The sequence below is a fragment of the Aphanothece microscopica RSMan92 genome (genome assembly GCF_046613545.2).
Lineage (GTDB): Bacteria > Cyanobacteriota > Cyanobacteriia > PCC-6307 > Cyanobiaceae > NIES-981.
This window is the reverse complement of record NZ_JBKKKY020000041.1, coordinates 1-26229: the sequence shown is the minus strand read 5'-3', so window position 1 is coordinate 26229 and position 26229 is coordinate 1. Positions and strand designations below refer to the sequence as shown.

Sequence of the window (26229 nt, the reverse complement as noted above, 5' to 3'; positions counted from 1 at the left end):
CTACTGCCATCTCTCCGGCCGGGCGGTCGGGGACGTGTACCAGAGCGGCTCCGTCCGTCTGGCCACGGGTATCGGGGTGCGCACCGGCCAGGTCATCGGCCATGTGGGCATGAGCGGCAGCACGACAGGTCCCCATCTCCACTGGGGCCTGCGCCACGGTGGCCACTGGATCGATCCCGCCAAGGTGCTGCGGGCGATGGCGCGGGCTCGCCGATCCCCAAAAGCGGCACCAAGGCCTAGGGTTGCCGTAGTCCGTTAGATGGCCAGAGTGGTTGGCCCGCTGCAGCCGTGACGCTTACGCCCCTCACTCCTGCGGCCGGGTCCGCGAGCACCGCCTCCCACCCCTCGGGTGCCGGGAGCGCCACCACTGATCGTGCGGCCTCCGAGCCGGCCGTGGCATCCCAGGCCGCCTCTCCCGAGCCGGCTCAGCGGCACAGCGCCGAGTCGCAGCGGGTGAGTGGCGGCTACGCCCTGATGGATGCCCTCCACCGCCACGGTGTGGAGCACATCTTCGGCTATCCCGGCGGAGCCATCCTCCCCATCTACGACGAGCTCCACAAGGCGGAAAGCCGGGGCTGGATGAAGCACATCCTCGTGCGCCACGAGCAGGGCGGCACCCACGCCGCCGACGCCTACGCCCGCGCCACCGGCAAGGTGGGCGTCTGTTTCGGCACGTCCGGCCCCGGCGCCACCAACCTGGTGACCGGCATCGCCACGGCCCACATGGATTCCGTGCCGATGGTGGTGATCACCGGCCAGGTGCCCCGGGCGGCGATCGGCACCGATGCCTTCCAGGAAACCGACATCTTCGGCATCACCCTGCCGATCGTGAAGCACTCCTGGGTGGTGCGCGATCCAAGGGACATCGGCCGGATCGTGGCGGAGGCCTTCCTGATCGCCGCCAGCGGACGGCCCGGCCCGGTGCTGATCGACGTGCCCAAGGACGTGGGCACCGAGCAGTTCGACTACGTGCCGGTGGAGCCCGGCAGCACCGTTCCGGCCGGCTTCCGGCTTCCCCCCCAGGCCAACCCGGAGCGGATCCGCCAGGCCCTGGAACTGATCCGTCAGGCCCGCCGTCCCCTGCTCTACGTGGGTGGCGGCGCGATCAGCAGCAACGCCCACGCCCAGGTGCACCGGCTGGCGGAGCGCTTCCGCCTGCCGGTCACCACCACCCTGATGGGCAAGGGGGCCTTCGACGAAACCCACTCCCTCGCCGTCGGCATGCTCGGCATGCACGGCACCGCCTACGCCAACTTCGCCGTCACCGAATGCGATCTGCTGATCGCCACCGGCGCCCGCTTCGATGACCGGGTCACCGGCCGCCTGGACGGCTTCGCACCCCGGGCCCAGGTGATCCACATCGACATCGACGCCGCCGAGGTGGGCAAGACCCGGGTGCCCGATGTGGCCGTGGTGGCCGATGTGCGCCAGGCCCTCGATGCCCTGCTGGCCGGATCCGAGGGAGAGGATTCCCAGGGCCGCACCGATGCCTGGCTGGATCGGATCTCCAGCTGGAAACGCCATTACCCGCTGATGACGCCCAGCCCGGAGGGCGAGATCGCACCCCAGGAGGTGGTGATCGCGCTGCAGGAGCTGGCTCCGCAGGCCTACATCACCACCGATGTCGGCCAGCATCAGATGTGGGCGGCCCAGTACCTCCACAACGCTCCCCGCCACTGGATCAGCAGTGCTGGCCTGGGCACGATGGGCTACGGCATGCCGGCCGCCATGGGGGTGCAGACGGCCTTCCCGGACGCCCAGGTGATCTGCGTGGCCGGCGATGCCTCGATCCTGATGAACATCCAGGAGCTGGGCACCCTCGCCCAGTACGACCTGCCGGTGAAGGTGGTGGTGCTCAACAACGGCTGGCAGGGCATGGTGCGCCAGTGGCAGGAGAGTTTCTACGAAGAGCGCTATTCGGCCTCCGAGATGACCGGTGGCATGCCGAACTTCGAGGCCCTCGCCGAAGCCTTCGGTGTGCGGGGGGTGCTGATCACCGAGCGGGCCACCCTGCGCCAGCAGTTGCGCGAGGCCCTCGATCATCCTGGACCGGCCTTCATCGATGTGAAGGTGCGGCGCAACGAGAACTGTTACCCGATGGTGCCTCCCGGTGCCAGCAATGCCCAGATGGTGGGCCTGCCCACCCACCCCGAACTCGCCATCGACACCACCCGTCAATGCAACAGCTGCGGCACCAGCACGGCCAGCGCCCATCTCTTCTGCCCCAGCTGCGGCGCCAAGCTCTGAGCCTGCTGCTGGCCCTGCTGGTCGGCGGGCTCAGCTGGGCCGGCCCTGCCACGGCAGCCGAACTCCTGCAGGTGCGCGGGGATGGGCTGCTCCAGGTGGGCGATGGCAACAGGAGCTACACCGTGGCCCTGGCCTGCATCGGGATCGATCCGGCAGACCAGGCCGCGGCCAACGCCTGGCTGCGGGAGGCGCTGCCACGACGCAGCCGGATCAACCTGCGTCCCGTGGGCCAGGCCGATGGGGTGCTGCTGGCCAGGGTCAGCCGTCTGGGCAGGGCTGCCGCCGGCCGCGGGGAGCTGGAGCTCGGGGATGGGCTGATCGCTGCCGGGCTCGCCCATCCCCTGGCCCCTGGGCCGGCCCGCTGCCCCCAGGAGGCGGCATGAGCCTGAATCGCACCGCCAGGGGCATCGTGCTGGTGCCGAGCCTGCTGCTGGGGGGAGCTTTTCTGGCGGCCGCCGCCTGGCTGGATGGGCCAGCCGCCACGAACCGCCCGCTCGCCCTCGGGCTGGGCAGTCTGCTGATGGGGGCCGGCCTGCTCGCCCAGCTGCTGCCGGAGGCTGAGCCCGACCGCACACCCGCCGGCTCAGCTCGAACCGGGGCGGACCGCGAGAACTCGGCGTCCACCGGTAACGACTGAAGCTCCCTGGCCGCCAGACTGAAGGTCCCTGGCCACCAGCAGGGAGGGGGTCGGGAGCTCAGCCCGCCAGCCGGTGTGCGCATCCCGTCGACCCAGCCCCTTAACGCAGCCCGTGAATGGAGGCGGCGAAGCGGTGGGCTGATCGGGTCGGGCTGAGCTGGCTGGAGTGATCAGGCTCTCCGGGCGGCCCTTCCCCGTGGAGAGCGCTGCCCGATGGGACCCCGTTTCACGGCATGTTCACTTCTTGTTGACGGCCTTGGAGTATTCGGAGAGGACGTCGTCGACGAATTTCTTGTCAGCCCCTGCCAGCTTGGGATAGCAGCCCTGCCGCACCCGACCGACGATCTGGATGATGGTGCCATTGGCGATCTGCTCGGGCTGCAGCTTGCCGGCACTCGCCACCTGGCTGCCGTAGCGGCTGGTGATGACGTAGGTGATCGACTTGGCAGTGGAGAGCACGGCCTTCTCGACCGGCAGCTTCGACTCCACGACCAGTTCGCAGACGTTCACGGCGGCGGCCAGGGAGAGGTCGTTCATCAGCTCCATCGACGCCGGCTTGGCGGCGGCGGGGGCGGCCTGGGCGAACACCGGGGCGGCAGGGACGGTCAGCGATGCCACGCCGAGGGCAACGGCCGAGGTGGCCGACGCCGCAGCCGCGAAGAGGGCATGGCCGGAAGCCGCGATCCGGACCTGGAGGAAACGGGACACCAAAACCAAGGGGCAGGCTGAGGGGTTGGACCACTGTGCCACCGAAGTTCTGCCTCACCCAGTCTTTCGAGCCATTCACAGTCGGAGCGCAGACTGTCCATCGGCGCCAGATTCTGGGCAGACGCGTCGAACCGATGCCCCCAGCAGAAACGCTCGTGGTCCCGCTGGAGCAGGTGGGCATCGACGCCGTGGCCCAGGTGGGGGGGAAGAACGCCTCCCTGGGGGAGATGATCCGCCAACTCAGCGGCCAGGGGGTGTGCGTGCCGGGCGGCTTTGCCACCACCGCAGCCGCCTACCGCCACTTCATCGACGCCAACGGGCTGCAGCCTCGCCTCCACGCCATCCTGGACGGGCTGGATGGTCGGGATCTGGCCGCCCTGCAGGCCGCCGGTGCCGCGGCCCGTTCGCTCCTGCTGGGTGCTCCGCTGCCCCTGGACCTGCAGGAGGTGCTGCTGGAGTCCTACCGCGGCCTGGCGCCGCCCCAGGGGGAGCGGGCCGTCGCCGTCGCCGTGCGCTCCAGCGCCACGGCCGAGGACCTGCCCGACGCCTCCTTCGCCGGCCAGCAGGAGACCTACCTGAATGTGCATGGGGAGGCCGCCCTGCTGGCCGCCTGCCGCCGCTGCTTCGCCTCCCTGTTCACCGACCGGGCCATCTCCTACCGGCAGATCAACGGCTTCGACCACTTCGAGGTGGCGCTCTCGATCGGCGTGCAGCGCATGGTGCGCTCCGACCTGGCGGCCTCCGGGGTGATGTTCAGCATCGACACCGAAACCGGCTTCCGCGACGCGGTGCTGCTCACGGCCGCCTACGGCCTCGGCGAGAACGTGGTGCAGGGCGCGGTGAACCCGGATGAGTACCTCATCTTCAAACCCACCCTGGAGCAGGGCTTCGAGCCGATCGTGCATCGCCGCCTCGGCAGCAAGGCGATCCGCATGGTCTACGCCGATGCGCTGCCGACCGCTGACGGCGGGGGTGAACCGGGCAACACCGCCACCTGCAACGTGCCGGTGCCGGAGGCCGAACGGCGCCGCTACGCCATCACCGACGCCGAGGCCCTGCAGCTGGCCCGGTGGGCCTGCACGATCGAGCGACACTACAGCGCCCGGCGGGGCGTTCCCACTCCGATGGACATCGAGTGGGCCAAGGACGGCACCACCGGCGAGCTGTTCATCCTCCAGGCCAGGCCGGAGACCGTGGAGTCCCGCCGCTCGGCCTCCGTGCTGCGCAGCTGGCACCTGGAGCCCCATGACGCGGAGCTCGTCTGCCAGGGCCGCGCCATCGGGGCCTCGGTGAGCAGTGGCCGGGCCCGGATCATCCGGGATCCCGGCGAGATCCAGCGCTTCTCGCCCGGCGACCTCCTGGTGACGGAGCGAACCGATCCCGACTGGGAGCCGATCCTCAAGCTCGCCAGCGGGGTGATCACCAACCAGGGCGGCCGCACCTGCCACGCGGCGATCATCGCCCGCGAGATGGGGATCACCGCCATCGTCGGCACCGGCGATGGCACCAGCCGCATCGCCGATGGGGAGGCGATCACCGCCAGCTGCTGCGAGGGGGACGTGGGTCGGGTCTACCGCGGCGCCCTGCCCTTCCGGGTGGAGGAGCGGGAACTGGATGATCTGCCCCCCACCCGGACCCGCATCCTGATGAATGTGGGCAATCCGGAGGAAGCCTTCAAGCTGGCCGCGATTCCCTGCGATGGGGTGGGCCTGGCCCGTCTGGAATTCATCATCGCCAACCACATCCGGGTCCATCCCCTGGCGCTGCTGGAGCCCGAGCGCGTCAGCGATCCAGGCGAACGCCAGGCCATCGCCGAACTCACCGCCGGCTACCCCCGTCCCCGGGACTACTACGTGGACCTGCTCGCCCAGGGCATGGGGCGGCTGGCGGCCGCCTTCCATCCGCGGCCCGTCATCCTGCGCTTCTCCGACTTCAAGAGCAACGAATACGCCAAGCTTCTGGGTGGCAGGGGTTTCGAACCGGCCGAGGAAAACCCGATGCTCGGCTGGCGGGGGGCCTCCCGCTACTACGCCCCGGCGTTTCGCGAGGCGTTCGGGCTGGAATGCGAAGCCCTGCTGCAGGCGCGGCAGCGCATGGGCCTCACCAACCTGATCCCGATGGTGCCCTTCTGCCGCACCCCGGAGGAGGGCGATCGGGTGCTGGCCGAGATGGCCCGCCATGGACTGGTGCGGGGCGAGAACGGCCTGCAGGTCTATGTGATGTGCGAACTGCCCAGCAACGTGATCAATGCCGAGGCCTTCGCCGCGCGGTTCGACGGTTTCTCGATCGGCTCGAACGACCTCACCCAGCTCACCCTGGGGCTGGACCGGGATTCCGCCCTCGTCGCGGAACTCTTTGATGAACGGGATGACAGTGTCAAGGCGATGATCCGAATGGCCATCCGCACCGCCCGACGCTGCGGGCGGAAGGTGGGAATCTGTGGTCAGGCCCCCAGTGACCACCCCGAATTCGCCGAATTCCTGGTGGCCGAGGGCATCGATTCGATCAGCCTCAACCCCGATGCGGTCCTGAACACCCGCATCGCCGTGGCGGCGATCGAACAGGAGATGGGCCCGCCGCCCGCTTGAGCGGCCTTGAGCTGACGCTAACCAGGCTCGCCGACCCCGGCGCTCCGGTCGGGGCTGAGGTGCACCTCCAGGGGCGGGGCCTGCACCAGCTCCAGCGTGGTGGAGCCGATGCGCACGGCATCACCGGCCTGCTCGAACTCCTCCAGGATCCGGGTGAAGATCAGGTCCTTGGTGGAGCGCCGCTTCTTGACGTCCACCATGTAGCGGAGCGTGTACTCCATCCAGTTGTCATTGAGCGCCAGGGTCACCTGGGGCTCCATGCCGGCGTTCTCCAGCAGGTACTTGCGCACCATCTCCTGCCAGGCCGAGCGCACCGCCTGGGTGAGGGTGTCGGTGGCCACCTCGGCTCCGACGCGCTCGAGAATGCGGCGGCAACGGCGGTGGTCACTGCCGTACTGCACCGGTAGGCGCAGTTCATCCCAGAGGAAGGGGAAATCGCCGGAATAGTTGAACACCGGCTCCTTGAACACGAAGCTGTTGGCGATCCGCACGATCCGGCCGGTGTACAGGTCGGAGTCCACCCATTCCCCCAGTTCCATCAGGGTGGTGCGCAGGATGCCGATATCGATCACATCGCCCTTGATCCCCCCCAGCTGCACCCGATCGCCCGGGCGGTAGAAGCCCCCGAAGGAAATGGCGATCCAGCCGGCCACACTGCCGATCACCTCCTGCAGGGCGAAGGCGATGCCGGCACCGGCCACCCCGATCGCCACCGTGAGGCCGCCCAGCCGGTCCTTGAAGATCACGGTGATGCAGACCACCGCGAGGAAATACCCGCTCAGCGCCACGAGCTTGCGCGCGTAGTAGCGCGTGTCTGAGTCCCGCAGGTAGCGGTTGAGCGAGGCCTGGGTGAGCCGGCTGAGCAGGGCGATGGCCGCCAGCGCCACCAGGGCCGCGATCAGCTTGCGCACCAGCGGATCGCTGCTCCACTGCAGCAGGCCACGGATCGGGTCGTTCATGGCCCCATCCTGGTGCCGGTCTGGCCGCTCAGGCCAGGCCGGACAGCGGGTAGGGGGTCCCCGGCACAGGATCGATCAACCGGGTGGGGTTGGCGGCGCCGGCGGCGAGGGCCTCCAGCATGGCCGCGGCCTCGCTGCTGCTGCCCCGCTGCCAGAGCGCCCGGGTCAGCAGGCCGTCGAACCGCACATCCCCGCCGGTGGTGCTGGCCAGAACCGTGGCCGGACTGAGGCGCTCCAGCAGGTGCGGCAACACCTGACGGCCCCGCACGAAGGCGCCGGCCAGGGGAAGACCAAGATCCACCACGGGGGTGATCACGGCATCCACCGGCTCCGCAGGCAGGTCCGGATCCAGGAAGCCATGGGGTTCGAGGTAGAGGCGGCCGGCCGGATGCGCCAGCCTGTAGCCGTTCTCCACCTGGGGCACGGGGGCACCGGCCGTGGCGAGGATCTCGAGGGCACCCAGGCGATGGCGCTCCCCGGGACGCAGGGCGGTGACGTGGCGAAAGCCGAGCTGCCGTGCCCGCTGGCCCGCGGCGAGCGAACCGACCACGGGGAGATCAGGATCGAGCAGGGCCAGGCTGGCTGGATGGCAGTGATCCGGCAGCCCCTGGGTGAGCAGGAGCAGGTCGAGGGCGGCAGGAACGGGCCACTCCTGAGGCAGCGTGCCGCGGAACAGCCAGGGGCCCGGCGGGAACTCCAGGGCACCGGTCAGCCATGGATCCACCAGCACCCGCACCCGGTCGAACTCGAGCAGCCAGCCGTTGGCGCCGAAGTAGGTGGCCTGCAATCCCGGGGGCATGGTGAGGGGAGGCCTGCAGGGCAGAGCTTGGAACGCGCCCGAGGCTAGGTGCCCTGCAGCCCCAGCGAGACGGACGGGGCGGGGACCAGCAGCTGCCAGAGCTGCACGGCGTTCGCGCAGCCGCGCACCAGGGAGAGGAGTGCCAGACCGATGCAGAGGGGGCAGTGGGCAAGACCCATGGAGGAGATTCGGGGATGGAAGGGCGCTCGGGCCTGGCTGGTCTTGCCCTGGCACGGCGGGCAGGACTCCCACCATGGCACCGCTGGGTGGGTGCGTCAGCGGCTCCCCGGAACCCCGGGGTCTACAACAGGGGATCCGAGACCCCCGCACCGTGCTTCGCCTCAGCGAGCTGAAGCTGCCGCTCGATCATCAGGAGGCCGACCTCGCCGCGGCTGTCTGCCGGCGGCTGCGGATCCCTCCCGAGCAGCTCCGGGAAGTCCGCCTGGTCAAGCGCAGCGTCGACGCCCGGCGCGCCGCACGGATTTCCCTGGTGTACAGCCTCGATCTCGTGCTCGAGCTCGATGCGGCCGGGGAACAGCGGTTGCTGCGCCGTTTTGCCGGGGATCCCCACCTGCGGCCGACGCCCGACACGGTCTACCGCCATGTCGTGGACGGACCACCGCACAGCGCCACGGGGGCAGAGCCTCCCCGGCCGATCGTGGTGGGAGCTGGACCCTGCGGCTATTTCGCGGCCCTGCTGCTGGCCCAGATGGGGTTTCGGCCCCTGCTGCTCGAACGGGGCAAGGACGTGCGACGCCGCAGCGCCGACACCTTCGGCTTCTGGCGAGGTCAGCAGCCGTTCAACCCCGAGTCCAACGCCCAGTTCGGTGAGGGCGGTGCCGGCACGTTCTCCGATGGGAAGCTCTACAGCCAGGTGAGCGAGCCCAAGGCCTACGTGCGCAAGGTGCTCGAGGAGCTGGTGGCGGCCGGTGCCAATGCCGAGATTCTCACCCTGCACCGCCCCCACATCGGCACCTTCAAGCTGGCCACCGTGGTGCGGGGCCTGCGCCGGCGGATCGAGGAGCTCGGCGGTGAGGTGCGCTTTGGGAGTCTTCTGGACGGGCTGGAACTGGATCCGGCCTCCCGGGCGGTGCGCGGCGTGCACCTGGCCGACGGCACGACGCTGGAAGCCGGCGCCGTGGTGCTGGCGATCGGACACAGCGCACGGGACACCTTCGCGATGCTGCAGTCCGCAGGGGTCGCCCTGGAGGCCAAGCCGTTCGCCATCGGCCTGCGGATCGAGCATCCCCAACCGCTGATCGACCGGGCCCGCTGGGGCCCCGCCGCCGGCCATCCCCGCCTGGGCCCCGCCGAGTACAAGCTGGTGCATCACTGCGCGGGCCCCGGCCTGGAAGGGCGCAGCGTCTACAGCTTCTGCATGTGTCCGGGGGGCCTGGTGGTGGGAGCCGCCTCCGAGCCCGGGGGTGTGGTCACCAACGGGATGAGCCAGCACTCCCGCAACGAGCGCAATGCCAACAGCGGCCTGGTGGTGCCGGTGAGCCTCGATGACCTGCGCCCCTACGGCCGGGATCGGGACGATCCGCTGGCCGGAATCGCCTTCCAGCGCCACTGGGAACAGCGGGCCTTCGTGGCGGGAGGTGGCACCTACGAGGCACCCGCCCAGCAGGTGGCTGCCTTTCTCGGCCGGACGCCCCCCGGGGCGGCCTCGGGGGGCGCAACCGAGGGGCAGGCGAGCATCACGCCCTCCTACCAGCCCGGAGTACGGCCGGCGGACCTGCGGACCTGCCTTCCCTCCTATGTGGTCGCCGCGCTCCAGGAGGCGCTGCCCGCCTTCGAGCGGCGCATTCCCGGTTTCGCGATGGACGAGGCCCTGCTCACGGGCGTGGAGACGCGCACCTCATCCCCGGTCCGCCTTCCCCGCCACAGCGAGACCCTGGTCAGCCGCAACACCCCCGGGCTGTACCCGGCTGGTGAGGGGGCCGGCTACGCCGGCGGGATCCTGTCGGCGGCGATCGACGGCATCAAGGTGGCCGAACAGGTGGCGCTGGCCCTCAGTGCCTGCAGCAAGGGCTGAGCATCAGGGGAGGGCCTGGATCCCAGGGACGATCAGAAGCGGGAGCTCATTCCTCTTCGTCTTCAGCCCCCAGCGGCACGAGGCGGATCTGCTTCCGACCCAGCTTGATCTCGAACTCATCCCCGGGCTTGAGGTCCAGCATGGCGGTGTAGGCCTTGCCCACCATGAGGTTGCCGTTGAACTGCACCTTGGTCGAGAAGCTCAGCTTGCGCCCACCCTTGCCAGCTTTCGGGGCACCGCCGAATTCAACGCCCTTGGCCTGCAGGAGAGCTTCGTAGAAGGCCGTGAAATTCAAGCGCTCATCACCGCTCTTCTTCTGGGAGACATAGCCGCAGGCGCGAACAAGGTCAGATTTGCTGACATCACCCAACTCCTTGACCTTGCTCAGAAGTTCAGATCCCGTGAGCATTGCGATTCACTATGCACTTCTTGCATTATGACTGACGGACTGAACTCTGCGCAAGGGTGAAGCGCGACTGATGAGGCTTCATGTTGTCTGGTTTCGTCGCGATCTTCGGCTCGTCGATCATCCAGCGCTCGGGTATGGAAGCCAGCAACGTGCCGTTCTACCCCTGTTCATCCTTGATCCAGATCTGCTCACACAGCCCGAAACCGCCGTCGCCAGGGTGGCTTTCCTGCTTGACAACCGGCGGACTCTGCACAGCGAGCGGGGAACTCGCGGCTGAGCTCAGCTCAGGCCTGGGCGACGATGCCGCTCCACTGAACGGCCCTGACCTGGTCACGGCGCCAGGAGTGGAACAGTTCCTGCTCAGCCACGGTGCAGAGGGGGCAGACGGCGATCCGTTCGGCCGGGATGCCACAGCGTTCGAGTTGATGCCGGCTGGCCGCCCGGATGTCGAGGCGGTCCCGACCCGGTTGCGGATCCTCGGCAAGGGCACCGCAGGCCCGCAGGCTGGCGAGGGTGGACTCCGGCCCAGACTCCGGGGGCGGGGTGGCGTGCAGGGCGGCGCCCACCTGGAGGCTGACCTCACGGCAGACCTGGTAGCGCTCCCCGGCGACGGCAGGGCCAAGGGCCACCAGCAGATCGGTCCGGCGGCTGCCGGCAGCCTCCAGGCGCTCAATGGCGGCGGGCAGGATTCGGGCGGCCACACCCCGCCAGCCGGCATGGCATGCCGCCACGGCACCCCGGCGGGGGTCGGCGAGCAGCACCGGGGTGCAGTCGGCGCCGCAGACCCAGAGGCTCTGGCCGCCATCGTCGCTCACCAGCCCATCACCCGCAGGCCAGGGATCGACCACAGCCTCTCCAGCCGGCAGCACATCCGCGCCATGGACCTGCTGAAGGCGATGCACGCTCACCCCGGCACTGAGGTAGCCCGCGAGCACCTCGGGCTCGCGGCCCTGCCACTGGCGGGTGAAGAAACCATGCTCGAACCCGTCCAGCAGATCGCACTGGAGGTAGTAGCCGCCGTAACAACCAACCCAGGTCCAGCCCGGCAGGGCGTTGAAGCCGACGTCGGGACGGTCGAAGGGGGCCGGAACCGCCTCAGCCATCCGGCAGGTCCCGCAGCAGCCAGAACCCCTCGAAGCGTTGATCGCTCTGACGAGACTGCACGGCGATGAACTGGAGACCGCCGGCGCGCTCACGAGCCGCCCGAAAGGCCTCCAGGGCAGCCTCGGCTTCCTCCTCCGGCAGGGTGGCGAGCAGCCAGCGATCCTCCAGACCAGCCTCCAGCACGAGTTGGGGGCCGACGATCTCCAGGCGCACAGGCTCGAGCCCGGCCAGCCAGCCGGCGAGGGCCAGGGCCCGGCTGGCACTGAACAGGCGCAGCCCCGGCACGGACGCCTCGGGATCGGCCACCGCAGGGACAGGGACCAGCCCGGAGAAGCCGGTCTCCCAGCCGCTGGCACCGGCCAGGGCAGCGACCGGCAGGCTGGCCCAGGCCCAGCTGTCACCCCGGGCCGCCTCCGGCAGGGGAACGGGCACCGGACGGACCGCCTGGGGCGGGGGAGCGAGGGGACCGGCCATGTAGCCCTCCTCCAGGGGGTAGACGTCCCGCTCGCGCTGCTGCAACCAACCGACCAGGGCGTAGGTGCGGCGGCTGGGGATCAGCTCCAGGCCCAGGCCCTCGGCCGCCCGCTGCACCATGGTGCGCATCGAGGCACGCCAGCAGCGCAGCCGGCGCGGGGGCGCGTATCCCTCGGCATCCGCGGCGGCCAGGGCCTCCTCCAGGGACTCGCGCAACCAGAGCGAATTGACGCTGCCGGCAGGACAGGCCTTGGCCCAGCGAAATCCCTCCTGCTGGGAGCTCCCATCCTCCCCCACCGCGGGGGTGGAGCAGATCAGCAGCTCCCAGCGCTTCTTGCCATCCGGTTCGAGGATCGGGCGCGAGTAGTAATCGAGTTCCCAGTCGGGCCCGATGGCCTGGGCCTTGGCACTGCGGGCAGCCGTCATCCGGCGTTCTGCTCCTGCTGACGCAGCACCGAGCGGGCGCGGTTGGCCCGGTCTTCGGCCTCCTCCATCACCTTCTCCTTCGCGACCAGCAGTTCGCCAGGCTGGCCCTCCAGCAGGGCGGTGTTCAGGGCGATGCGGCCCCGGCCCGGATCGAGTTCGGTGATCAGAGCACGGACCCGCTCGCCCTGGCCGAAGGCTTCCCGCAGGTCGCGCAGCTGACCACCGGTCACGCAGCTGTGGTGGAGCAGACCGCTGATGCCCCCGAGATCGACGAAGAATCCGTAGGGCTTCACCGAGGCGACGACGCCCTCCACCAGCTGCCCCACCTCCAGTTCGGAGAAGCGGGCCGCCGTGGCCGCCTTCTTCTCGGAGAGGACGAGCTTACGGGTCTCGGGATTCACCTCCAGGAACGTGACGCCCAGGGTCTTGCCGACGAGGGCCTCATGGTTCTCGCCCTCCTGAAGCTGGGAGCGGGGAATGAAGCCCCGCAACCCCTCCAGATCACAGGTCACGCCACCGCGGTTGAAGCCGTTCACCTTGACCTGCACCACCTTGCCGTCCTTCTCCATGCCGCGGACCTTCTCCCAGCTCTGCCGCAGCGCCAGGGCGCGGGCACTGACGGTCACCATCCCCTCGGCGTTCTGCTCCCGCGTGACGAGCACCTCGACGCGGGTGCCGCGGGGGAAGCGCTCCTTGAGGTTGGTGATCACCCCCAGGCCCGCCTCCTTCTTGGGCATGAACCCCGGAGCCTTGCCCCCGATGTCCACGTAAACCCCATCACTTTCCACACCGACCACCTCACCGGTGACCACCTCACCGGTGGTGCCGACGAAATCCTGCTCATCGAGGGCCGCCAGGAAGGCCTGCTCATCGAAATCGAACTCATCGACACTGCGCGTGGGCTGGCTCGCCGCTGGCCTGGCTGTTCCCTGCTGACGTTTGCGGGTGGTGTCCGGGCCGAGCAGGTCCGCCATGGTGAGGCCCTCCAGGGACCCCATGTCGAAGAGCTCCTCGTCCGTGCGCCGGGGTGACGGCTGCGGGGAGCGGGGCGGCGGGGCGGCCGTGCCCGGAGCCACGGGAGCTTCCACCTGGGCGGAGGTGTCGGGCTGGATCTCGCCGGTCACGGGGGCTGCCGGCTCATCCTTCTTGATCATGAGCACCTGCGGAGGCTTGCGCAGCGGTGGGCCGGCCTGCGGGGATGGGCCGGCCTGGGGCCGCGGGCTGGCTGGGGGCCGCGGGCTGGCCGGGGGCACCGGCCGTGCCGACGGGGCGGGCGGTTGCTTGCCGGATCCGGCCATCTGCAGAGGTGCTGACAGCAGCACACTGTAGGGATCGGTTCCATCGCCCAGCCGCCTTCCATGGAGCGCCAGCACCACCTCATGGCCCTCCGATGGCCCCAGGTTCAGGAGGCTGCCTCCCACCCCGGCAGCACCGTGATCTGGCCCTGGGGGGCAGTGGAGCAGCACGGTCCCCAGCTGCCGCTGGGCACCGATGCCCTGTTCGCCGAGCGGGTGGTCGACGCCGTGCTGGCCCGCCTGCCCTCCGAGCGGCCGATCTGGCGCCTGCCCCTGCAGGCGGTGGGCTTCTCGCCGGAGCACCACGGATTTCCGGGCACCCTGAGCATCACGGCCGGTCAGCTGATCGACCTGGTGATGACCCTGGGCAGCCAGCTGGCGGAGGCCGGATTCCAGAGACTGGTGCTGCTCAACGGCCACGGCGGCCAGATCGCGCTGCTCCAGGCGGCAGCCCGCCAGCTGCGGGCCACCGCCCCGCGGATGGGGGTGCTGCCCTGTTTTCTCTGGAGCGGACCCGAGGGTTTGGCCGACCTGCTTCCCGAGCCCGAACGACGTGACGGACTCCACGCCGGACTGGCGGAAACCAGCCTGATGCTCCATCTGGCCCCGGAACTGGTGGGAAGCGACCGGCCGCGGGATGGCCTGGATGGCCCTCTCCCTCCCACCGGCTGGAGCCTGGAGCGGGAGGCCCCCTGCGCCTGGCTCACCCAGGACCTGAGCCGCTCGGGGGTGGTGGGCGACAGCCGCGGCGCCGAAGCGACGCTCGGAGAGCAGCTGTTCGAGCGGCTGGTGGACGGCTGGACCCGGCGGCTGGAGGCGCTGCTCGTCAGCGACTGGCCACCGAACGGTGCGGCTGAGCACCGGTGAAGGTGGTTACAGTCGCCCCATGACCTGTGCTGCGGCAACCATGGCGACCCTGGCCAACCCTGCTGTCACCGAACCCGCCGCGAACCCTGGCGCCGCCGGGTCTGAGGCGCTTCCCGATTTCAGCGCCGCCACCTACAAGGATGCCTACAGCCGCATCAACGCCATCGTGATCGAGGGCGAGCAGGAAGCCCACGACAACTACATCGCCCTCGGCACCCTCATCCCCGAGCAGGCCGACGAGCTCGCCAGGCTGGCCCGCATGGAGCTCAAGCACATGAAGGGCTTCACCGCCTGTGCCAACAATCTGGGGGTGACCGCCGACATGCCCTTCGCCAAGGAGTTCTTCTCCCCACTCCACGGCAACTTCCAGAAGGCCCTGGCCGAAGGCAAGGTGACCACCTGCCTGCTGATTCAGGCGATCCTGATCGAGGCGTTTGCGATCTCGGCCTACCACATCTACATCCCCGTGGCGGATCCCTTCGCCCGCAAGATCACCGAAGGCGTGGTCAAGGACGAATACACCCATCTGAACTATGGCCAGGAGTGGCTCAAGGCCAACCTGGACAACGTGCGCGAAGAGCTGGAGCAGGCCAACCGCGAGAACCTCCCCCTGGTGCGGCGGATGCTGGAGCAGGTGGCCGACGATGCCGCTGTCCTGCACATGGACAAGGAAGATCTGATGGCCGATTTCCTCAGCTCCTACCAGGAAGCCCTGCTAGACATCGGCTTCACGGGCCGCGAAATCGCCAAGCTGGCGGCGGCCGCTCTGGTCGGCTGACAGGCGCCCCAGCCAACCGTGGGAGGATGTAGCGTCCGCGACATCCTCCGGGTTTCCGCATGTTCGGCCTGATCGGTCACTCCACCAGCTTCGAGGAGGCCAGAGCCAAGGCCCGCTCCCTCGGCTACGACGAGTACGCCGACGGGGACCTGGACATGTGGTGCGCCGCCCCGCCCCAGTTGGTGGAGAAGGTGCAGGTGACCAGCCGCACCGGCAAGACCATCCAGGGGGCCTACATCGACTCGGTCTTCGTGCCCGAGATGCTCCGCCGTTTCAAGACGGCCAAGCGCAAGGTGCTGAAGGCCATGGAACTGGCCCAGCGGTCCGGCATCGACATCACGGCCCTGGGGGGCTTCACCTCGATCATCTTCGAGGACATGAACCTGTTGCGCGAGGAGCGGGTCAGTGCCGTGCAGCTGGACTGGCAGCGTTTCACGACCGGCAACACCCACACCGCCTGGGTCGTCTGTCAGCAGGTGGAGGAGAACGCCCCGAAGCTGGGCATCGACCTGGCCCAGGCCCGGGTGGCCGTGGTGGGAGCCAGCGGTGACATCGGCAGCGCCGTGTGCCGCTGGATGCAGCGGCGTGGCGTTGGCGAACTGCTGCTGGTGGCCCGCCGCCCCCAGCCCCTGGTGGATCTCCAGACCAGCCTGGGGGAGGGTCGGATTCTTGACCTCGACGAGGCCCTGCGCGAAGCGGATGTGGTGGTCTGGGTGGCCAGCCTGCCCCAGAGCCTCCAGATCGACACCGCCTCCCTGAGGAAGCCATGCCTGATGATTGACGGCGGCTATCCCAAGAACCTCGACAGCAAGGCCGCGGCCGACGGCGTGCATGTGCTGAAGGGCGGCATCGTGGAGTTCTGGCAGGACATCGGCTGGCAGATGATGGAAGTGGCGGAAATGGCCAAGCCCCAGCGCCAGATGTTTGCCTGTTTCGCCGAAGCGATGATCCTCGACTTCGAGGACATCCACACGAATTTCAGCTGGGGACGCAACAACATCACCCTGGCCCTGATGGATCAGATCGGTGAGGCCTCACGCCGCCACGGCTTCCAGGCCCTCGGGCTGGAGCCGGCGACCTCCCAGGCCCACGCGATGGCGGTGGCCTGATCCTCCTCTCCCCCCTTACACCCTGCCCCTCCGCCGCCCATGGCCCGTCGTGCCCTGCTGGACTTTGAGAAGCCCCTGGTCGAGCTGGAGGACCAGATCGAGCAGATCCGTCAGCTGGCGCGCGACTCGGAAGTGGATGTGAGCCAGCAACTGCTCCAGCTGGAAAGCCTTGCCACGCGTCGACGCACCGAAATCTTCGAGTCCCTCACGCCGGCCCAGAAGATTCAGGTCGCCCGTCACCCCCAGCGCCCGAGCACCCTGGATTACATCCAGCTGATCAGTGACGAGTTCATCGAACTGCATGGGGATCGACGTGGTTCCGATGATCGCGCCATGGTGGGCGGGATCGGCCGCATCGGTGAAACCAACGTCGTGATGCTCGGTCACCAGAAGGGGCGGGACACCAAGGAGAATGTGGCCCGGAACTTCGGAATGGCCTCCCCCGGCGGTTACCGCAAGGCCATGCGCTTGATGGAGCATGCCGACCGCTTCCGGCTGCCGATCATCAGCTTCATCGACACCCCCGGGGCCTACGCGGGGGTGCTGGCCGAAGAGCAGGGTCAGGGGGAGGCGATCGCCGTCAATCTCCGTGAGATGTTCCGTCTGCGGGTCCCGATCCTGGCGACCGTGATCGGCGAAGGGGGATCCGGTGGTGCCCTCGGCATCGGTGTCGCCGATCGGTTGCTGATGTTTGAGCACAGCGTCTACACGGTGGCATCGCCGGAGGCCTGCGCTTCGATCCTGTGGCGTGATGCGGCCAAGGGTCCCGTGGCGGCGGAGGCTCTCAAGATCACCGGCGCCGACCTGCTGAAGCTGGGCATCGTCGACCTGGTGCTGCGCGAGCCCTCCGGCGGCAACCACTGGGCCCCGCTGCAGGCCGCCGAAGCGCTCAAGGCGGCCCTGCTGCAGCAGCTTCAGGAGCTGGCGCCGCTCAGCGAGCGGGAGCTGCAGGATCAGCGCTATGCCAAGTTCCGCCGCATGGGGCAGTTCCTGGAGCCGGGCGCCCCAGATCCCTCCACGAACCTTTAAGGTTCACAATGGACCTCGTTCCAGCCTGTTTCCTGCACTGCGCCGTTTGCCTGCCGTTCTGATCACTGGAGCCTCGCGGGGCATCGGCGCAGCAGCGGCCCGACGGTTTGCCCAGGCAGGGTTCGATCTCCTGCTGGTCGCCAGGGCCTCCACAGCCCTCGAGGAGCTGGCAAGCGACCTGGGGACTGGTGAACGTCGGGTGGAGACGGCCGGGCTCGACCTGACCGCCCCCGCCGGGATCGGGCCTGCCCTCGAGGACCTGCTCTCCCGGGGCCTGGAACCGCAGGTGGTGATCAACAATGCCGGCATGGCCTACACCGGCGCCCTGGCGGAGATGCCGCTGGAGCGCTGGCAGCAGCTGATGCAGCTGAATCTCACAGCCGTGTTCCAGATCTGCCAGGCAGTCCTGCCCCTGCTGCGCAGGCGCGGCGGGGGGCACATCATCAACGTGAGCAGCCATGCGGCGCACCAGGCGTTCCCCGACTGGGGGGCTTACTGCGTCAGCAAAGCCGCGCTGGTCTCGCTGAGCCGATGCCTGGCCGCTGAAGAGCGCAGCCACGGGATTCGGGTCAGCACGCTCACTCTTGGTGCGGTGAATACACCACTGTGGGACAGCGAAACCGTCCACAGTTCATTCGACCGGCGTGCCATGCTTGACCCTGAGCGGGCCTCCGAAGCCCTGCTGTACCTGGCCCAACAGCCCGCCACCCAGGTGGTGGAAGATCTCACTCTCATGCCGGCCGCCGGCGCGCTCTGAGCCTCTCCATGACCTCCACGCTTCCTTCCAGCTTCAGTCCTGCCGGGTCCGCCCCCGATGCAGCTCCCCTGCCGGTGAGCCTGCGCCTCCGCGACCGGCTCGAAAAGGCCGGTGTGTCGTTCCTCGCCAACGACAACATCGCCGAGCACCTGCTGGATGGTGAGCTGGATCAGCTGGAGATCGAAGTGGCGGGCAAGGTGCGGGAGCTGCTGCGCAGCCTGGTCATTGATATCGACAACGACCACAACACCGAGGAAACGGCCGAGCGGGTCGCCCGGATGTACCTGCATGAGGTGTTCAAGGGCCGCTACCACCATCAGCCGAAGATCGCCAGCTTTCCGAACGTCAAGAAGCTCGACGAGATCTACACCGTTGGGCCCATTTCCGTGCGCTCCGCCTGCTCCCACCACCTGGTTCCCATCCTTGGCAACTGCTGGATCGGCATCAAGCCTGGGGACCAGGTGATCGGCCTTTCGAAGTTCTCCAGGGTGGCCGACTGGGTGTTCTCCCGCCCCCACATTCAGGAAGAGGCCGTAATGATTCTGGCCGACGAAATCGAGCGGCTCTGCAAGCCTCAGGGACTGGCGATTCTCGTCAAGGCTCAGCACTACTGCATGAAGTGGCGCGGCGTGAAAGAACCCCAGACCAGCATGGTCAACTCAATCGTGCGAGGAGACTTCCGCCACGATCCAAGCCTGAAATCCGAATTCTTCGAACTGGTGAAGCAACAGGAAGCCCTGCTCTCCACCTGACGCTCTGCATCTGAACGCTCTGCATCTGACGCAGCCGACGCTCCGGCCTCATCGCCCGATCGGTCCAACAGGGGGGCTGACCTGCCGGCGGCTGCCCGTCCCCGCTCCAGTCGCCGTCGCGACCACCACCATCAACTGACTGCCCACATCCGCGCTGCGGAGGTTGTAGGAGGGTCCTGAGGCCCCAGCGATCAGCAGCCAGTGGCTGGAGCCCGGCAGGAGCCGATACCAGTGGAACGCCGAGGGCGGCAACGCGGCCAGCAGCGTGCCGGTCGCCCTGACGCTGAGCAGGGATCCCTCCGTCAGCTCACCCTCCACCACGAGCGACTCCAGGCCGTCGATCGTCTGCTGCACGCCCGATTCGAGCTCAAGGGTTCCGGAGATCTCCCGGCGCAGGGCGCGGATCTGGGCCTGGGGATCGGCACTGACCCCCGGCACACAGGAGAGCTGGCCCTCCACCAGCGCGCAGCCGACGAGATCCTGAGCCCTGGCGCTCGCGCCGGCCATCCCCAGAGCCAGGGCCGTCAACAGCGCAGGCAGGAAGCGAGCCCGTGGAGTCATGGTGCGTCAGCTGATCGGCCAATCCTGCCTTGGCCAAGGCGATCAGCCCTGGACGCGCGCCGCCGCGCGCACCGCCTCAACCAGGGCGGCGACCCGGGCCAGGTCCTTGTCCCCTGGGGCCCGCTCCACGCCGCTCGAGGCGTCGAGCCCCGTGGGGCTGACGCGCTCCAGCACCTCGGCCACCCGCTCCGGCGCCATGCCCCCGGCGAGCCACCAGGGCCGCGGCGGGATCCAGCCCTCCAGCCACTCGAGGGGAATGCGGTGGCCGGTGCCGCCCAGCTGATCGGGGACCCAGGCATCGAGCACCAGGGCATCCACGTGGTCGCCGTAGAGCTGGGCCCGGCTGAGGTCGTCGGGCGAGCGGATGCGCAGGGCCTTCCACACCGTGCAGCCCAGGCGCTGACGCAGCTCCCGGCAGCGCTCGGGCGTCTCGCCACCGTGGAGCTGAACCACCCGATGTCCCCGCTCAGGCCGCAACGCCGGCAGGTCGTCATCACCGGGATCCGCCACCACGAGGACCCCGGCGCACGGCGGGGCCACGGCGGCGATCGCCTCGAACAGCGCCGGGCGCAGCTCAGGAGGCACATGGCGCGGGGAGGAGGGGACGCCGATCACACCGATGGCCTCCACCCCCAGCCGGGCCACCGCAGCTGCCTGCTGAGGATTCCGCAACCCGCAGATCTTGAGCTGGGTCGACGAGGCCATGCCGGGCGGGCGGAGAGGGGGCTTTCTAGGATCAGCTCCATCATCAGCCGGTGCGCAGCCGGCCCGGGAGAGCGACGACGTGGGTGAGGGATGGCAGCTGCTGAAGATCCGCGGCATCCCCCTGCGCATCCATCCCAGCTGGTTCGTGATCCTGCTGGTGGCCACCGCCGCCTTCCAGCAGCACTACGCCCTCAGCCTCAAGGGGGGGGAGCTGGGGGAGGGGGCCATCTGGGCCCTGGGACTGGCCACGGCCCTGCTTCTGTTCGTGTCCGTCCTGCTGCACGAGCTCGGACACTCCCTGGTCGCCCTGAGCCAGGGGGTGAAGGTGCGCAGCATCACGCTGTTCCTGCTGGGGGGTGTGGCCAGCGTCGAGCGGGAATGCAGCACAGCGATCGGCGCCCTGATGGTCGCCGCGGCTGGTCCGGCCGTCAGCCTGCTGCTCGGGGGGGGGCTGCTGGCCAGCACCCATGCGGCCGCCCATCTGGCCCCCTGGCTCGGGGCGATGGTGGCGGAGCTCGGCACCCTGAACATGGTGCTGGCCCTGTTCAATCTGCTGCCGGGGCTGCCCCTCGACGGGGGCCTGATCGTCAAGGCGCTGGTGTGGCAGGCCAGCGGCAGCCAGCGGCGAGGCACCGAAGTGGCGAATGGCTGCGGCCGCTTTCTGGCCTACCTGGCCATAGGGCTGGGGGCGGTCCTGCTGCTGCGGGGAGGGGGCATCGGGGGAGCCTGGCTGATGCTGCTGGGTTGGTTCGGCCTGGGGGCCGTCCGCAATCAGCAGCAGGTGCTGATCCTGCAGAACGCCCTGAACACCCTGCAGGTGAAGGACGCGGCCGCCCGACGCTTCCGGGTGCTCGAAGCGAGCGCCACCCTGCGGGACATCAGCCGGATCCGCCTCAACGACGAGAGTCCCGTGGGTGCGGCCGACTGGCTGCTGGTCTGCGATCGGGGTCGCTGGAAGGGGGTCATCGATGATCAGGCCCTCCAGCAGGTCCCGGTGCAGCGCTGGGACACCGATCGGCTCGGCGACCATCTCCAGCCCCTGGCGAGCCTGCCGGCGATCAGCGAGTCGGCGCCGCTCTGGCAGGCGGTGCAGCTCCTGGAGGACGGGCAGAACGTGCGCCTGCTGGTGCTCAGCCCCGCAGGCCTGCCCAGCGGCACCCTGGAGCGCCCCGACCTGGGCGAGGCCGTGCTCCAGAAGCTGGGCCTGAAGCTGCCGGCCCCCCTGCTCGAGGCGGCGCGGCGACAGAACACCTACCCGCTGGGACTGGCCCTGCCGATGGTGGTCCGCGGCATGGTCTCCGCGGGCGAAGCCCATCCCCGCGTGGCGACGGCCCGCCCGGACCCGGGCCGCTGAGCGTCCAGGCCTGCGGCGATCGCCGCCAGCTCCGCCGCCCGCAACGGCTCCGGCTGAGCCTGCAGCGGAAAGGGCAGGGCCCTCCGGGCCGCGGCGAGGAGCTCGGTTTCCAGGTCCTGGCCCTCCAGCGGCAGAGGACGCAACCGCGGGGCAGGATCACCGAAGACCTTCTCCCAGAGCTCCGCCGAGGGGGCCAGCAGGATGGAGCCATGCTGGAGCAGACGGCCCCGGCGCCAGAGCTGGGCGCTGCCGATGCGCTTGGCCCCGTCGCTCTCCACCAGATCGGCGGCGGTGCTGAGGGCGAAGCAGCTGGGGTTGGAGGGGACGGCCCGCTGGGACCCGAAGCTCAGCGGATGGCCCAGCCGCTCGAAGGCCTGCTGCAGCCACCGGCAGGCTGTCCCATAGGCCTCCACCCGGGAGGCCGGCGGAGTCGGCCAGACCAGGGCATAGGTGAGGTCGCCGCCATGCAGCACGGCCCGCCCGCCGCTGGGCCGTCGCACCACATCGATCACCCCGGCGCGGGCCAGCTCACCCCAGTGGGGCGGCAGGGCGTGCTGATGCTGACCCAGGGAGAGGGTGGGCCGCTGCCAGCGGTACAGCCGGAAGGCCGGACGGCCCTGATCCAGCAACCAGCTGTCGATCGCCATCTGCCAGCCCCCCCCGAGACGGCAGGTGGGCAGCCAGCGGGCCGGAGCGATGGGGGATGCTGGGGCGCTGGCCATCTCCCCAGCCTGATGCCTGCCCCGCTGGAGCTGCTGCCCTTCCTGCCCCTGGGGCTGGTGGCCGGCCTCCTCTCGGGGCTGCTGGGGATCGGCGGTGGGCTGGTGTTCTCGCCCCTGCTGCTGCTGATGGGACTGGAGCCGCACCAGGCGCTTGCCACCAGCACCCTGGCGATCGTGCCCACCACCCTGGGCGGCACCTGGGCCCATGTGCGCAGCCGCAGCCTGCCCGGCAGGGGGGCGCTGGCCATCGCCCTGGGCGCGGGGCTGGCCGGGGCAGCCTGCAGCCGGATCGGCTTCAGCCTGCCGGGCTGGCTGCTGCTGACGCTGCAGGCGCTGATGTACGCGCTGCTGGCCCTGCTGATCCGCCCCCGAGACGCTGCCCTGCCGGCCGGCCCGGCACCCTCCTGGGCGGCCCTGGGTGGCGTCGGTGGCGTCGCCGGACTGGCCAGCGGCATGCTGGGGGTCGGGGGCGGCCTGGTCATGGTGCCCCTGCTGGTGCAGGGGCTCGGAGTGGCCGTGCACCTGGCGATCCGGTTCAGCACCCTGGCCGTGCTGACCTCCGCGGCGATGGCCTCGCTGACGTTCCTGGCGGATGGACGGGCCATCTGGCCGATCGGCCTGGCGCTCGGCGCCACGGCGGCCCTGGCGGCCCAGTGGTCTGCCCGGCGCCTCAACAGGGTCGGGGAGGGGCGACTGGTCTGGATGCTGCGCGGCCTGACCGTGATCCTGGCGATCGACAGCGGTCGCCGGGCCTTCGGCCTGGTGTCGCCGGGGCTCTAGCGGGGGAGGCTCACGCCGGGGCCGAGGGAATCCCAGAAGGCGGCATCGACCTCCAGACCCAGGACAGCCGCCATCTGCACCAACCCCTGGCGGCAGTTGAGCTGCCGGCTGCTGGCCCAGTCGTCCAGCAGGAACAGCCGGTGGGTGATCCAGAGCTCGAGGGCCTCCGGGGCGAAACGGATGCCCTCCCCACGGCTGAAGCCATGGGGCAGAAGCATGGCGACATGGCGGGTGAGCTGGCCCGTGCTGCGTTCGATCAGCAGGGGAAGCCAGGGCAGGACGGCGTCGGCGCGCAGACACCAGAGCCGCACCTCGGGAATCTCCGAGAGCTCCCGGGGATCGTCATCGGCCCGCGGCCAGTCCAGGCTGATCTCCAGCGTGCCCGTGAACGTCAGCAGCTGCTCCGGCGCCAGCGCCGCCCAGGCCGCCAGGGGGGAGAGATCCAGGCTGCCGATCGCCGTGGAGCTCACCAGCACGGGAGCGGGACTGGGGTTGCCGGCCAGCGGGGTGTTGGGCATCAAGAGCTGTGACAGCAGGGCGTGCGGGGCTGGACCGTAGCGAGGCCACGGCAAAGAATGGTGCCGTTGTGTGCATGGACCTTCCACCATGGTTTCGACCCTCAGCCAGGCCCAGGTGCTGATCGCTCTCGTGGTGGCCGCCCACGCCGGCGTGCTGGCCGTGCGTCTCTGCTTCAGCCTCTACAAGGCCTGATCGCCGGGCCGGGATTCCGGCCGATGGCCCGCCGCCCTTGGCAGCCAGCCGTCGGCCCGCTAGAAGCGATCAACAACCAAGCCCCTCCACCGTTGGCAATCCCCTCCCGGCCAGCCACTCAGTCCCGATCGGTGACGGGACGCCCTGCCGCCCCCAGCCCCGCCCGGGCCCCGGCTCCCCCCGCAAGGCCGGTGGAGCCATCCAGGCATCCCTGGCCCGCATCGAGCCAGGCGGCCAGGCCGGACAGCACAGCGGCTCCGCTGCCGTCGCCGATGCGCGAACCGCTGCTGGTCACCGGGTCCGCCGCCAACCTCTCCGTGGAGCGGCGGGAGCTGATCTGCAGCGTCATCGGCCTCACCGTCAAGACCGGGCTGGCCATCGTGGCCGGGGTCAGCCTGACCCGCCTCGCCATCGCCTACCAGGACCGCATGGAGCGTCAGGGAGAGCTGGCGGCCGTGCTCCAGATCGAGGAGGCCAAGCTCGGCAAGGCCCGCGAGCGCTTCGACCAGCTGTTCTCGGTCGAAGGGGAGCAGCGTCTGCTCCGCGAGCAGAACCAGTGGATCGCCCCCAACCGCCTGAGGGTGGTGTGGCAACCGACAGGAACGTCGCCAAGCGTCCCGTTTCCGTCTGTTGAGCAGCGCTGATCAGCCTCCAGCAATCGAGGCCCCGCTCCGTAGGTTGGGGCGCCTGCCCTGATGCCCAGCCCCATGGCCGATGCCGCTTCGCCAGGAACGGTCCTGATCACCGGCACCACCTCCGGAGTGGGGCTCAACGCCACCAAGGCCCTCGTGGAGCGCGGCTGGACCGTGGTGACCGCCAACCGGGACCCGGTGCGCGCCGCTGCCGCTGCCGAGACCCTCGGCATCGACGCCAGCCGACTCCATCACCTGCGGATCGACCTCGGTGACCTGGAGAGCGTCCGGGTCGGCGTGGAAACCCTGGTCTCCTCCCTGGCGCAGCCCCTCGATGCCCTGGTCATCAATGCGGCGGTGTACAAGCCGAGGCTCAAGCAACCGGAGCGCTCGCCCCAGGGCTTCGAGCTCTCGATGGCGACCAACCACCTGGGCCACTTCCTGCTGATCCAGCTGCTGCTGCCGGATCTGCAGCGCTCGAGCCACCCGTCCCGCCGGGTGGTGATCCTCGGCACCGTCACCGCCAATTCCAAGGAGCTGGGCGGCAAGATCCCGATTCCCGCCCCGGCCGATCTGGGCGACCTCTCGGGCTTCGCAGCCGGCTTCCAGGCACCGATCGCGATGGCGAGCGGCAAGCCCTTCAAGCCCGGCAAGGCCTATAAGGACAGCAAGCTCTGCAACATGATCACCACCCAGGAGCTGCACCGGCGCCTGCACAGGGAGACCGGAATCGTGTTCAGTTCGCTGTATCCCGGCTGTGTGGCGGACACCCCCCTGTTCCGCAACACGCCGAGGCTCTTCCAGAAGATCTTCCCCTGGTTCCAGAAGAACATCACCGGGGGCTACGTGACCCAGGCCCTGGCCGGCGAACGGGTGGCCCAGGTGGTGGCGGATCCCGAATTCGCCGTGTCCGGGGTGCACTGGAGCTGGGGCAACCGCCAGAAGCGGGGGGGCAAACAGTTCAGCCAGGAGCTCTCCGACAAGGCGAGCAACCCCGAAACCGCCCGCAAGGTATGGGAGCACTCCATGCAGCTGGTGGGCCTGGCCTGAGCCAGGCCCCGTCGGCTGGACGGAATGCGGGGCCGCGGATCGGCGTCTGAGAAAGCGTCTGAGAATCAGAGACAGTCGATCAGAGACGCTCCTTCAGAGAGGGTCCATCAGAGACGACGGCGGAAACCGTCGCCGAAGCTGCTGGACGCGCTGTCGGCCCTGCTGAGCTTCCACACATTGCGGCTGAGCCGCCTGGCCCTCAGACCGCCACGCTCCACCACCGCGGCTCCCGGCCGGGCACCGAGCAGGGCCGTGACCTCGGCGGTGCTCAGCGGTGCTCCCGTCTCCAGGGCCAGCTGCACCAGCTCGAGCCGTTGACGCAGGCCCGGGAGGTCGGCGCTGCCACCATCCTCAACCTCGTTCCAGATCCAGGGAAGGTCCTGGCCCGAGGCCGCCATCTTCTGCATCAGCCCGAGGCCGATGAAGGCCAGGGCCTGCTCGGGCTTGACCCCCTGAGCTGAGGCGGCCGCCATCCAGTCGCCCATCGCCGTACGCGGCTGGTCTCCCCGGGGGCTGGGATCGGCCTGATCGACCTGGGCCGAGGTTGCGGCCGAGGCTTTGGCAGAGGCTGCGGGGGAGGCGGTTGTGGAGGACGTGCTCTTGGGGGCCATGGACGTCGCATCAACGGTGCCCGGACGGTATCGGCTTCCGGGAGGCGGGCAAGCCCCTGGCAGGCCAGCCTCCCGGCCCTGCCAGGGGGCGGTGAGGGTAAAGTCAGCCCCACCGAGGCTCCAGGTGGCC

General features: G+C 69.5%; 32 protein-coding genes. 18 read left to right on the top strand and 14 right to left on the bottom strand.

The annotated features are described in order from the left end of the window. The 4 genes from ACLD7X_RS11440 to ACLD7X_RS11425 all read left to right on the top strand — a co-directional run. On the top strand, positions 1-259 hold a 259-nt coding region (locus ACLD7X_RS11440; RefSeq protein ID WP_411423762.1), incomplete at its 5' end, for a M23 family metallopeptidase. A gap of 134 nt (positions 260-393) precedes the next feature. Continuing rightward, positions 394-2247 carry a biosynthetic-type acetolactate synthase large subunit gene (gene ilvB / locus ACLD7X_RS11435; protein WP_411423763.1) on the top strand — a complete coding sequence of 618 codons (1854 nt, stop codon included), beginning with the start codon at positions 394-396 and terminating at the stop codon, positions 2245-2247. Continuing rightward, on the top strand, positions 2178-2630 hold the full coding sequence (locus tag ACLD7X_RS11430; RefSeq protein ID WP_411423761.1) for a hypothetical protein: 453 nt from the start codon (positions 2178-2180) through the stop codon (positions 2628-2630). Before ilvB ends, ACLD7X_RS11430 begins: the two co-directional genes overlap by 70 nt. Next, on the top strand, positions 2627-2884 hold the full coding sequence (locus tag ACLD7X_RS11425; RefSeq protein WP_411423760.1) for a GIVxVP protein: 258 nt from the start codon (positions 2627-2629) through the stop codon (positions 2882-2884). Before ACLD7X_RS11430 ends, ACLD7X_RS11425 begins: the two co-directional genes overlap by 4 nt. 237 nt (positions 2885-3121) lie before the next feature. On the opposite strand, the gene ACLD7X_RS11420 is transcribed toward ACLD7X_RS11425, so the two are convergent. Further along, the gene (locus ACLD7X_RS11420; protein ID WP_411423759.1) at positions 3122-3592 is read right to left on the bottom strand and encodes a hypothetical protein; all 471 of its coding nucleotides are present in this window, start codon (positions 3590-3592) and stop codon (positions 3122-3124) included. A gap of 134 nt (positions 3593-3726) precedes the next feature. Between ACLD7X_RS11420 and ppsA the strand changes: the two genes are divergently transcribed. Beyond that, positions 3727-6180, top strand: a complete 2454-nt coding sequence (ppsA, locus tag ACLD7X_RS11415; protein ID WP_411423758.1) for a phosphoenolpyruvate synthase — start codon at positions 3727-3729, stop codon at positions 6178-6180. Between the two features lie 17 nt (positions 6181-6197). On the opposite strand, the gene ACLD7X_RS11410 is transcribed toward ppsA, so the two are convergent. Genes ACLD7X_RS11410 through ACLD7X_RS11400 form a run of 3 tightly spaced genes read right to left on the bottom strand, consistent with a single transcriptional unit; the run spans position 6198 to position 8117 of the window. After that, positions 6198-7139, bottom strand: coding sequence for a mechanosensitive ion channel family protein (locus tag ACLD7X_RS11410; RefSeq protein WP_411423757.1), 942 nt, complete (start codon positions 7137-7139; stop codon positions 6198-6200). A 28-nt stretch (positions 7140-7167) separates the two neighbouring features. After that, positions 7168-7938, bottom strand: coding sequence for an MBL fold metallo-hydrolase (locus tag ACLD7X_RS11405; protein ID WP_411423756.1), 771 nt, complete (start codon positions 7936-7938; stop codon positions 7168-7170). Positions 7939-7982: 44 nt separating this feature from the next. Continuing rightward, entirely contained in the window at positions 7983-8117 is a 135-nt protein-coding gene (locus tag ACLD7X_RS11400; protein ID WP_412007048.1) for a hypothetical protein, read from the bottom strand. Between the two features lie 74 nt (positions 8118-8191). Here ACLD7X_RS11400 and ACLD7X_RS11395 point away from each other — a divergent pair, with 74 nt between their 5' ends. After that, positions 8192-9973, top strand: coding sequence for an NAD(P)/FAD-dependent oxidoreductase (locus ACLD7X_RS11395; protein ID WP_412007049.1), 1782 nt, complete (start codon positions 8192-8194; stop codon positions 9971-9973). A gap of 46 nt (positions 9974-10019) precedes the next feature. On the opposite strand, the gene ACLD7X_RS11390 is transcribed toward ACLD7X_RS11395, so the two are convergent. Next, complete coding sequence (locus tag ACLD7X_RS11390; RefSeq protein WP_412007050.1) at positions 10020-10343, bottom strand: AbrB family transcriptional regulator; 324 nt, start codon at positions 10341-10343, stop codon at positions 10020-10022. 109 nt (positions 10344-10452) lie between these two features. On the opposite strand from ACLD7X_RS11390, the gene ACLD7X_RS11385 reads away from it, so the two are divergent. Next, positions 10453-10659, top strand: coding sequence for a deoxyribodipyrimidine photo-lyase (locus ACLD7X_RS11385; protein WP_411423753.1), 207 nt, complete (start codon positions 10453-10455; stop codon positions 10657-10659). 7 nt (positions 10660-10666) lie between these two features. On the opposite strand, the gene pgeF is transcribed toward ACLD7X_RS11385, so the two are convergent. From pgeF to ACLD7X_RS11370, 3 genes are read right to left on the bottom strand one after another with little or no spacing between them, the layout of a single operon-like run. Beyond that, complete coding sequence (gene pgeF, locus ACLD7X_RS11380; protein ID WP_411423752.1) at positions 10667-11485, bottom strand: peptidoglycan editing factor PgeF; 819 nt, start codon at positions 11483-11485, stop codon at positions 10667-10669. Continuing rightward, positions 11478-12386: a Tab2 family RNA-binding protein gene (locus ACLD7X_RS11375; RefSeq protein ID WP_411423751.1), complete on the bottom strand. Its 909-nt coding sequence runs from the start codon at positions 12384-12386 to the stop codon at positions 11478-11480. The genes pgeF and ACLD7X_RS11375 overlap by 8 nt, the downstream gene beginning before the upstream one ends. After that, positions 12383-13807 (bottom strand): S1 RNA-binding domain-containing protein, encoded by a 1425-nt coding sequence (locus ACLD7X_RS11370; RefSeq protein WP_411423750.1) that lies wholly within the window; start codon positions 13805-13807, stop codon positions 12383-12385. The genes ACLD7X_RS11375 and ACLD7X_RS11370 overlap by 4 nt, the downstream gene beginning before the upstream one ends. Between ACLD7X_RS11370 and ACLD7X_RS11365 the strand changes: the two genes are divergently transcribed. Genes ACLD7X_RS11365 through folE form a run of 6 tightly spaced genes read left to right on the top strand, consistent with a single transcriptional unit; the run spans position 13766 to position 18973 of the window. Further along, entirely contained in the window at positions 13766-14548 is a 783-nt protein-coding gene (locus ACLD7X_RS11365; RefSeq protein WP_411423749.1) for a creatininase family protein, read from the top strand. The two genes, ACLD7X_RS11370 and ACLD7X_RS11365, sit on opposite strands and share 42 nt — an antisense overlap. A gap of 40 nt (positions 14549-14588) precedes the next feature. After that, complete coding sequence (locus ACLD7X_RS11360; RefSeq protein ID WP_411423748.1) at positions 14589-15326, top strand: aldehyde oxygenase (deformylating); 738 nt, start codon at positions 14589-14591, stop codon at positions 15324-15326. A gap of 59 nt (positions 15327-15385) precedes the next feature. Continuing rightward, positions 15386-16435 carry a long-chain acyl-[acyl-carrier-protein] reductase gene (locus ACLD7X_RS11355; RefSeq protein WP_411423747.1) on the top strand — a complete coding sequence of 350 codons (1050 nt, stop codon included), beginning with the start codon at positions 15386-15388 and terminating at the stop codon, positions 16433-16435. 39 nt (positions 16436-16474) lie between these two features. Then, the gene (locus ACLD7X_RS11350) at positions 16475-17464 is read left to right on the top strand and encodes an acetyl-CoA carboxylase carboxyltransferase subunit alpha (protein WP_411423746.1); all 990 of its coding nucleotides are present in this window, start codon (positions 16475-16477) and stop codon (positions 17462-17464) included. 46 nt (positions 17465-17510) lie between these two features. Continuing rightward, the gene (locus tag ACLD7X_RS11345; protein WP_411423745.1) at positions 17511-18221 is read left to right on the top strand and encodes an SDR family oxidoreductase; all 711 of its coding nucleotides are present in this window, start codon (positions 17511-17513) and stop codon (positions 18219-18221) included. Positions 18222-18229: 8 nt separating this feature from the next. Then, on the top strand, positions 18230-18973 hold the full coding sequence (gene folE / locus ACLD7X_RS11340; protein ID WP_411423744.1) for a GTP cyclohydrolase I: 744 nt from the start codon (positions 18230-18232) through the stop codon (positions 18971-18973). 48 nt (positions 18974-19021) lie between these two features. Here the strand turns inward: folE and ACLD7X_RS11335 are convergent, their stop codons facing one another. Together ACLD7X_RS11335 and ACLD7X_RS11330 are read right to left on the bottom strand one after the other, a co-directional pair. Continuing rightward, positions 19022-19534 carry a hypothetical protein gene (locus tag ACLD7X_RS11335; protein WP_411423743.1) on the bottom strand — a complete coding sequence of 171 codons (513 nt, stop codon included), beginning with the start codon at positions 19532-19534 and terminating at the stop codon, positions 19022-19024. Positions 19535-19576: 42 nt separating this feature from the next. Next, positions 19577-20239, bottom strand: a complete 663-nt coding sequence (locus tag ACLD7X_RS11330) for a phosphoribosylanthranilate isomerase (protein ID WP_411423742.1) — start codon at positions 20237-20239, stop codon at positions 19577-19579. On the opposite strand from ACLD7X_RS11330, the gene ACLD7X_RS11325 reads away from it, so the two are divergent. After that, positions 20217-21593, top strand: coding sequence for a site-2 protease family protein (locus ACLD7X_RS11325; protein ID WP_411423741.1), 1377 nt, complete (start codon positions 20217-20219; stop codon positions 21591-21593). The genes ACLD7X_RS11330 and ACLD7X_RS11325 overlap by 23 nt on opposite strands. On the opposite strand, the gene ACLD7X_RS11320 is transcribed toward ACLD7X_RS11325, so the two are convergent. After that, positions 21491-22315, bottom strand: a complete 825-nt coding sequence (locus ACLD7X_RS11320; protein WP_411423740.1) for a lipoate--protein ligase family protein — start codon at positions 22313-22315, stop codon at positions 21491-21493. The two genes, ACLD7X_RS11325 and ACLD7X_RS11320, sit on opposite strands and share 103 nt — an antisense overlap. A 12-nt stretch (positions 22316-22327) precedes the next feature. Here ACLD7X_RS11320 and ACLD7X_RS11315 point away from each other — a divergent pair, with 12 nt between their 5' ends. After that, positions 22328-23095, top strand: coding sequence for a TSUP family transporter (locus ACLD7X_RS11315; RefSeq protein WP_411423739.1), 768 nt, complete (start codon positions 22328-22330; stop codon positions 23093-23095). On the opposite strand, the gene ACLD7X_RS11310 is transcribed toward ACLD7X_RS11315, so the two are convergent. Further along, positions 23092-23613 carry a CRR6 family NdhI maturation factor gene (locus ACLD7X_RS11310; protein ID WP_411423738.1) on the bottom strand — a complete coding sequence of 174 codons (522 nt, stop codon included), beginning with the start codon at positions 23611-23613 and terminating at the stop codon, positions 23092-23094. The two genes, ACLD7X_RS11315 and ACLD7X_RS11310, sit on opposite strands and share 4 nt — an antisense overlap. Positions 23614-23701: 88 nt before the next feature. Between ACLD7X_RS11310 and psaM the strand changes: the two genes are divergently transcribed. Next, entirely contained in the window at positions 23702-23806 is a 105-nt protein-coding gene (gene psaM / locus ACLD7X_RS11305; RefSeq protein WP_411423737.1) for a photosystem I reaction center subunit XII, read from the top strand. A 118-nt stretch (positions 23807-23924) separates the two neighbouring features. On the opposite strand, the gene ACLD7X_RS11300 is transcribed toward psaM, so the two are convergent. Beyond that, positions 23925-24101, bottom strand: coding sequence for a hypothetical protein (locus ACLD7X_RS11300; RefSeq protein WP_412007053.1), 177 nt, complete (start codon positions 24099-24101; stop codon positions 23925-23927). Here ACLD7X_RS11300 and ACLD7X_RS11295 point away from each other — a divergent pair. Next, positions 24079-24450, top strand: coding sequence for a hypothetical protein (locus ACLD7X_RS11295; protein WP_412007054.1), 372 nt, complete (start codon positions 24079-24081; stop codon positions 24448-24450). The genes ACLD7X_RS11300 and ACLD7X_RS11295 overlap by 23 nt on opposite strands. Before the next feature lie 51 nt (positions 24451-24501). Continuing rightward, the gene (locus ACLD7X_RS11290) at positions 24502-25488 is read left to right on the top strand and encodes a protochlorophyllide reductase (RefSeq protein ID WP_411423735.1); all 987 of its coding nucleotides are present in this window, start codon (positions 24502-24504) and stop codon (positions 25486-25488) included. A 107-nt stretch (positions 25489-25595) separates the two neighbouring features. Here the strand turns inward: ACLD7X_RS11290 and ACLD7X_RS11285 are convergent, their stop codons facing one another. Further along, the gene (locus ACLD7X_RS11285; protein ID WP_412007055.1) at positions 25596-26099 is read right to left on the bottom strand and encodes a hypothetical protein; all 504 of its coding nucleotides are present in this window, start codon (positions 26097-26099) and stop codon (positions 25596-25598) included. Positions 26100-26229: the final 130 nt, after the last annotated feature.

Bases quoted from the DNA above. Each gene is read 5' to 3' on its own strand.
- ACLD7X_RS11430 (WP_411423761.1), top strand. From the start codon at position 2,178: ATGCAACAGCTGCGGCACCAGCACGGCCAGCGCCCATCTCTTCTGCCC.
- ACLD7X_RS11425 (WP_411423760.1), top strand. From the start codon at position 2,627: ATGAGCCTGAATCGCACCGCCAGGGGCATCGTGCTGGTGCCGAGCCTG.
- ppsA (WP_411423758.1), top strand. From the start codon at position 3,727: ATGCCCCCAGCAGAAACGCTCGTGGTCCCGCTGGAGCAGGTGGGCATC.
- ACLD7X_RS11410 (WP_411423757.1), bottom strand. From the start codon at position 7,139: ATGAACGACCCGATCCGTGGCCTGCTGCAGTGGAGCAGCGATCCGCTG.
- ACLD7X_RS11405 (WP_411423756.1), bottom strand. From the start codon at position 7,938: ATGCCCCCGGGATTGCAGGCCACCTACTTCGGCGCCAACGGCTGGCTG.
- ACLD7X_RS11400 (WP_412007048.1), bottom strand. From the start codon at position 8,117: ATGGGTCTTGCCCACTGCCCCCTCTGCATCGGTCTGGCACTCCTCTCC.
- ACLD7X_RS11395 (WP_412007049.1), top strand. From the start codon at position 8,192: ATGGCACCGCTGGGTGGGTGCGTCAGCGGCTCCCCGGAACCCCGGGGT.
- ACLD7X_RS11385 (WP_411423753.1), top strand. From the start codon at position 10,453: ATGAGGCTTCATGTTGTCTGGTTTCGTCGCGATCTTCGGCTCGTCGAT.
- pgeF (WP_411423752.1), bottom strand. From the start codon at position 11,485: ATGGCTGAGGCGGTTCCGGCCCCCTTCGACCGTCCCGACGTCGGCTTC.
- ACLD7X_RS11375 (WP_411423751.1), bottom strand. From the start codon at position 12,386: ATGACGGCTGCCCGCAGTGCCAAGGCCCAGGCCATCGGGCCCGACTGG.
- ACLD7X_RS11365 (WP_411423749.1), top strand. From the start codon at position 13,766: ATGGCCCTCCGATGGCCCCAGGTTCAGGAGGCTGCCTCCCACCCCGGC.
- ACLD7X_RS11360 (WP_411423748.1), top strand. From the start codon at position 14,589: ATGGCGACCCTGGCCAACCCTGCTGTCACCGAACCCGCCGCGAACCCT.
- ACLD7X_RS11355 (WP_411423747.1), top strand. From the start codon at position 15,386: ATGTTCGGCCTGATCGGTCACTCCACCAGCTTCGAGGAGGCCAGAGCC.
- ACLD7X_RS11350 (WP_411423746.1), top strand. From the start codon at position 16,475: ATGGCCCGTCGTGCCCTGCTGGACTTTGAGAAGCCCCTGGTCGAGCTG.
- folE (WP_411423744.1), top strand. From the start codon at position 18,230: ATGACCTCCACGCTTCCTTCCAGCTTCAGTCCTGCCGGGTCCGCCCCC.
- ACLD7X_RS11335 (WP_411423743.1), bottom strand. From the start codon at position 19,534: ATGACTCCACGGGCTCGCTTCCTGCCTGCGCTGTTGACGGCCCTGGCT.
- ACLD7X_RS11330 (WP_411423742.1), bottom strand. From the start codon at position 20,239: ATGGCCTCGTCGACCCAGCTCAAGATCTGCGGGTTGCGGAATCCTCAG.
- ACLD7X_RS11320 (WP_411423740.1), bottom strand. From the start codon at position 22,315: ATGGCCAGCGCCCCAGCATCCCCCATCGCTCCGGCCCGCTGGCTGCCC.
- ACLD7X_RS11315 (WP_411423739.1), top strand. From the start codon at position 22,328: ATGCCTGCCCCGCTGGAGCTGCTGCCCTTCCTGCCCCTGGGGCTGGTG.
- ACLD7X_RS11310 (WP_411423738.1), bottom strand. From the start codon at position 23,613: ATGCCCAACACCCCGCTGGCCGGCAACCCCAGTCCCGCTCCCGTGCTG.
- psaM (WP_411423737.1), top strand. From the start codon at position 23,702: ATGGTTTCGACCCTCAGCCAGGCCCAGGTGCTGATCGCTCTCGTGGTG.
- ACLD7X_RS11295 (WP_412007054.1), top strand. From the start codon at position 24,079: ATGCGCGAACCGCTGCTGGTCACCGGGTCCGCCGCCAACCTCTCCGTG.
- ACLD7X_RS11290 (WP_411423735.1), top strand. From the start codon at position 24,502: ATGCCCAGCCCCATGGCCGATGCCGCTTCGCCAGGAACGGTCCTGATC.
- ACLD7X_RS11285 (WP_412007055.1), bottom strand. From the start codon at position 26,099: ATGGCCCCCAAGAGCACGTCCTCCACAACCGCCTCCCCCGCAGCCTCT.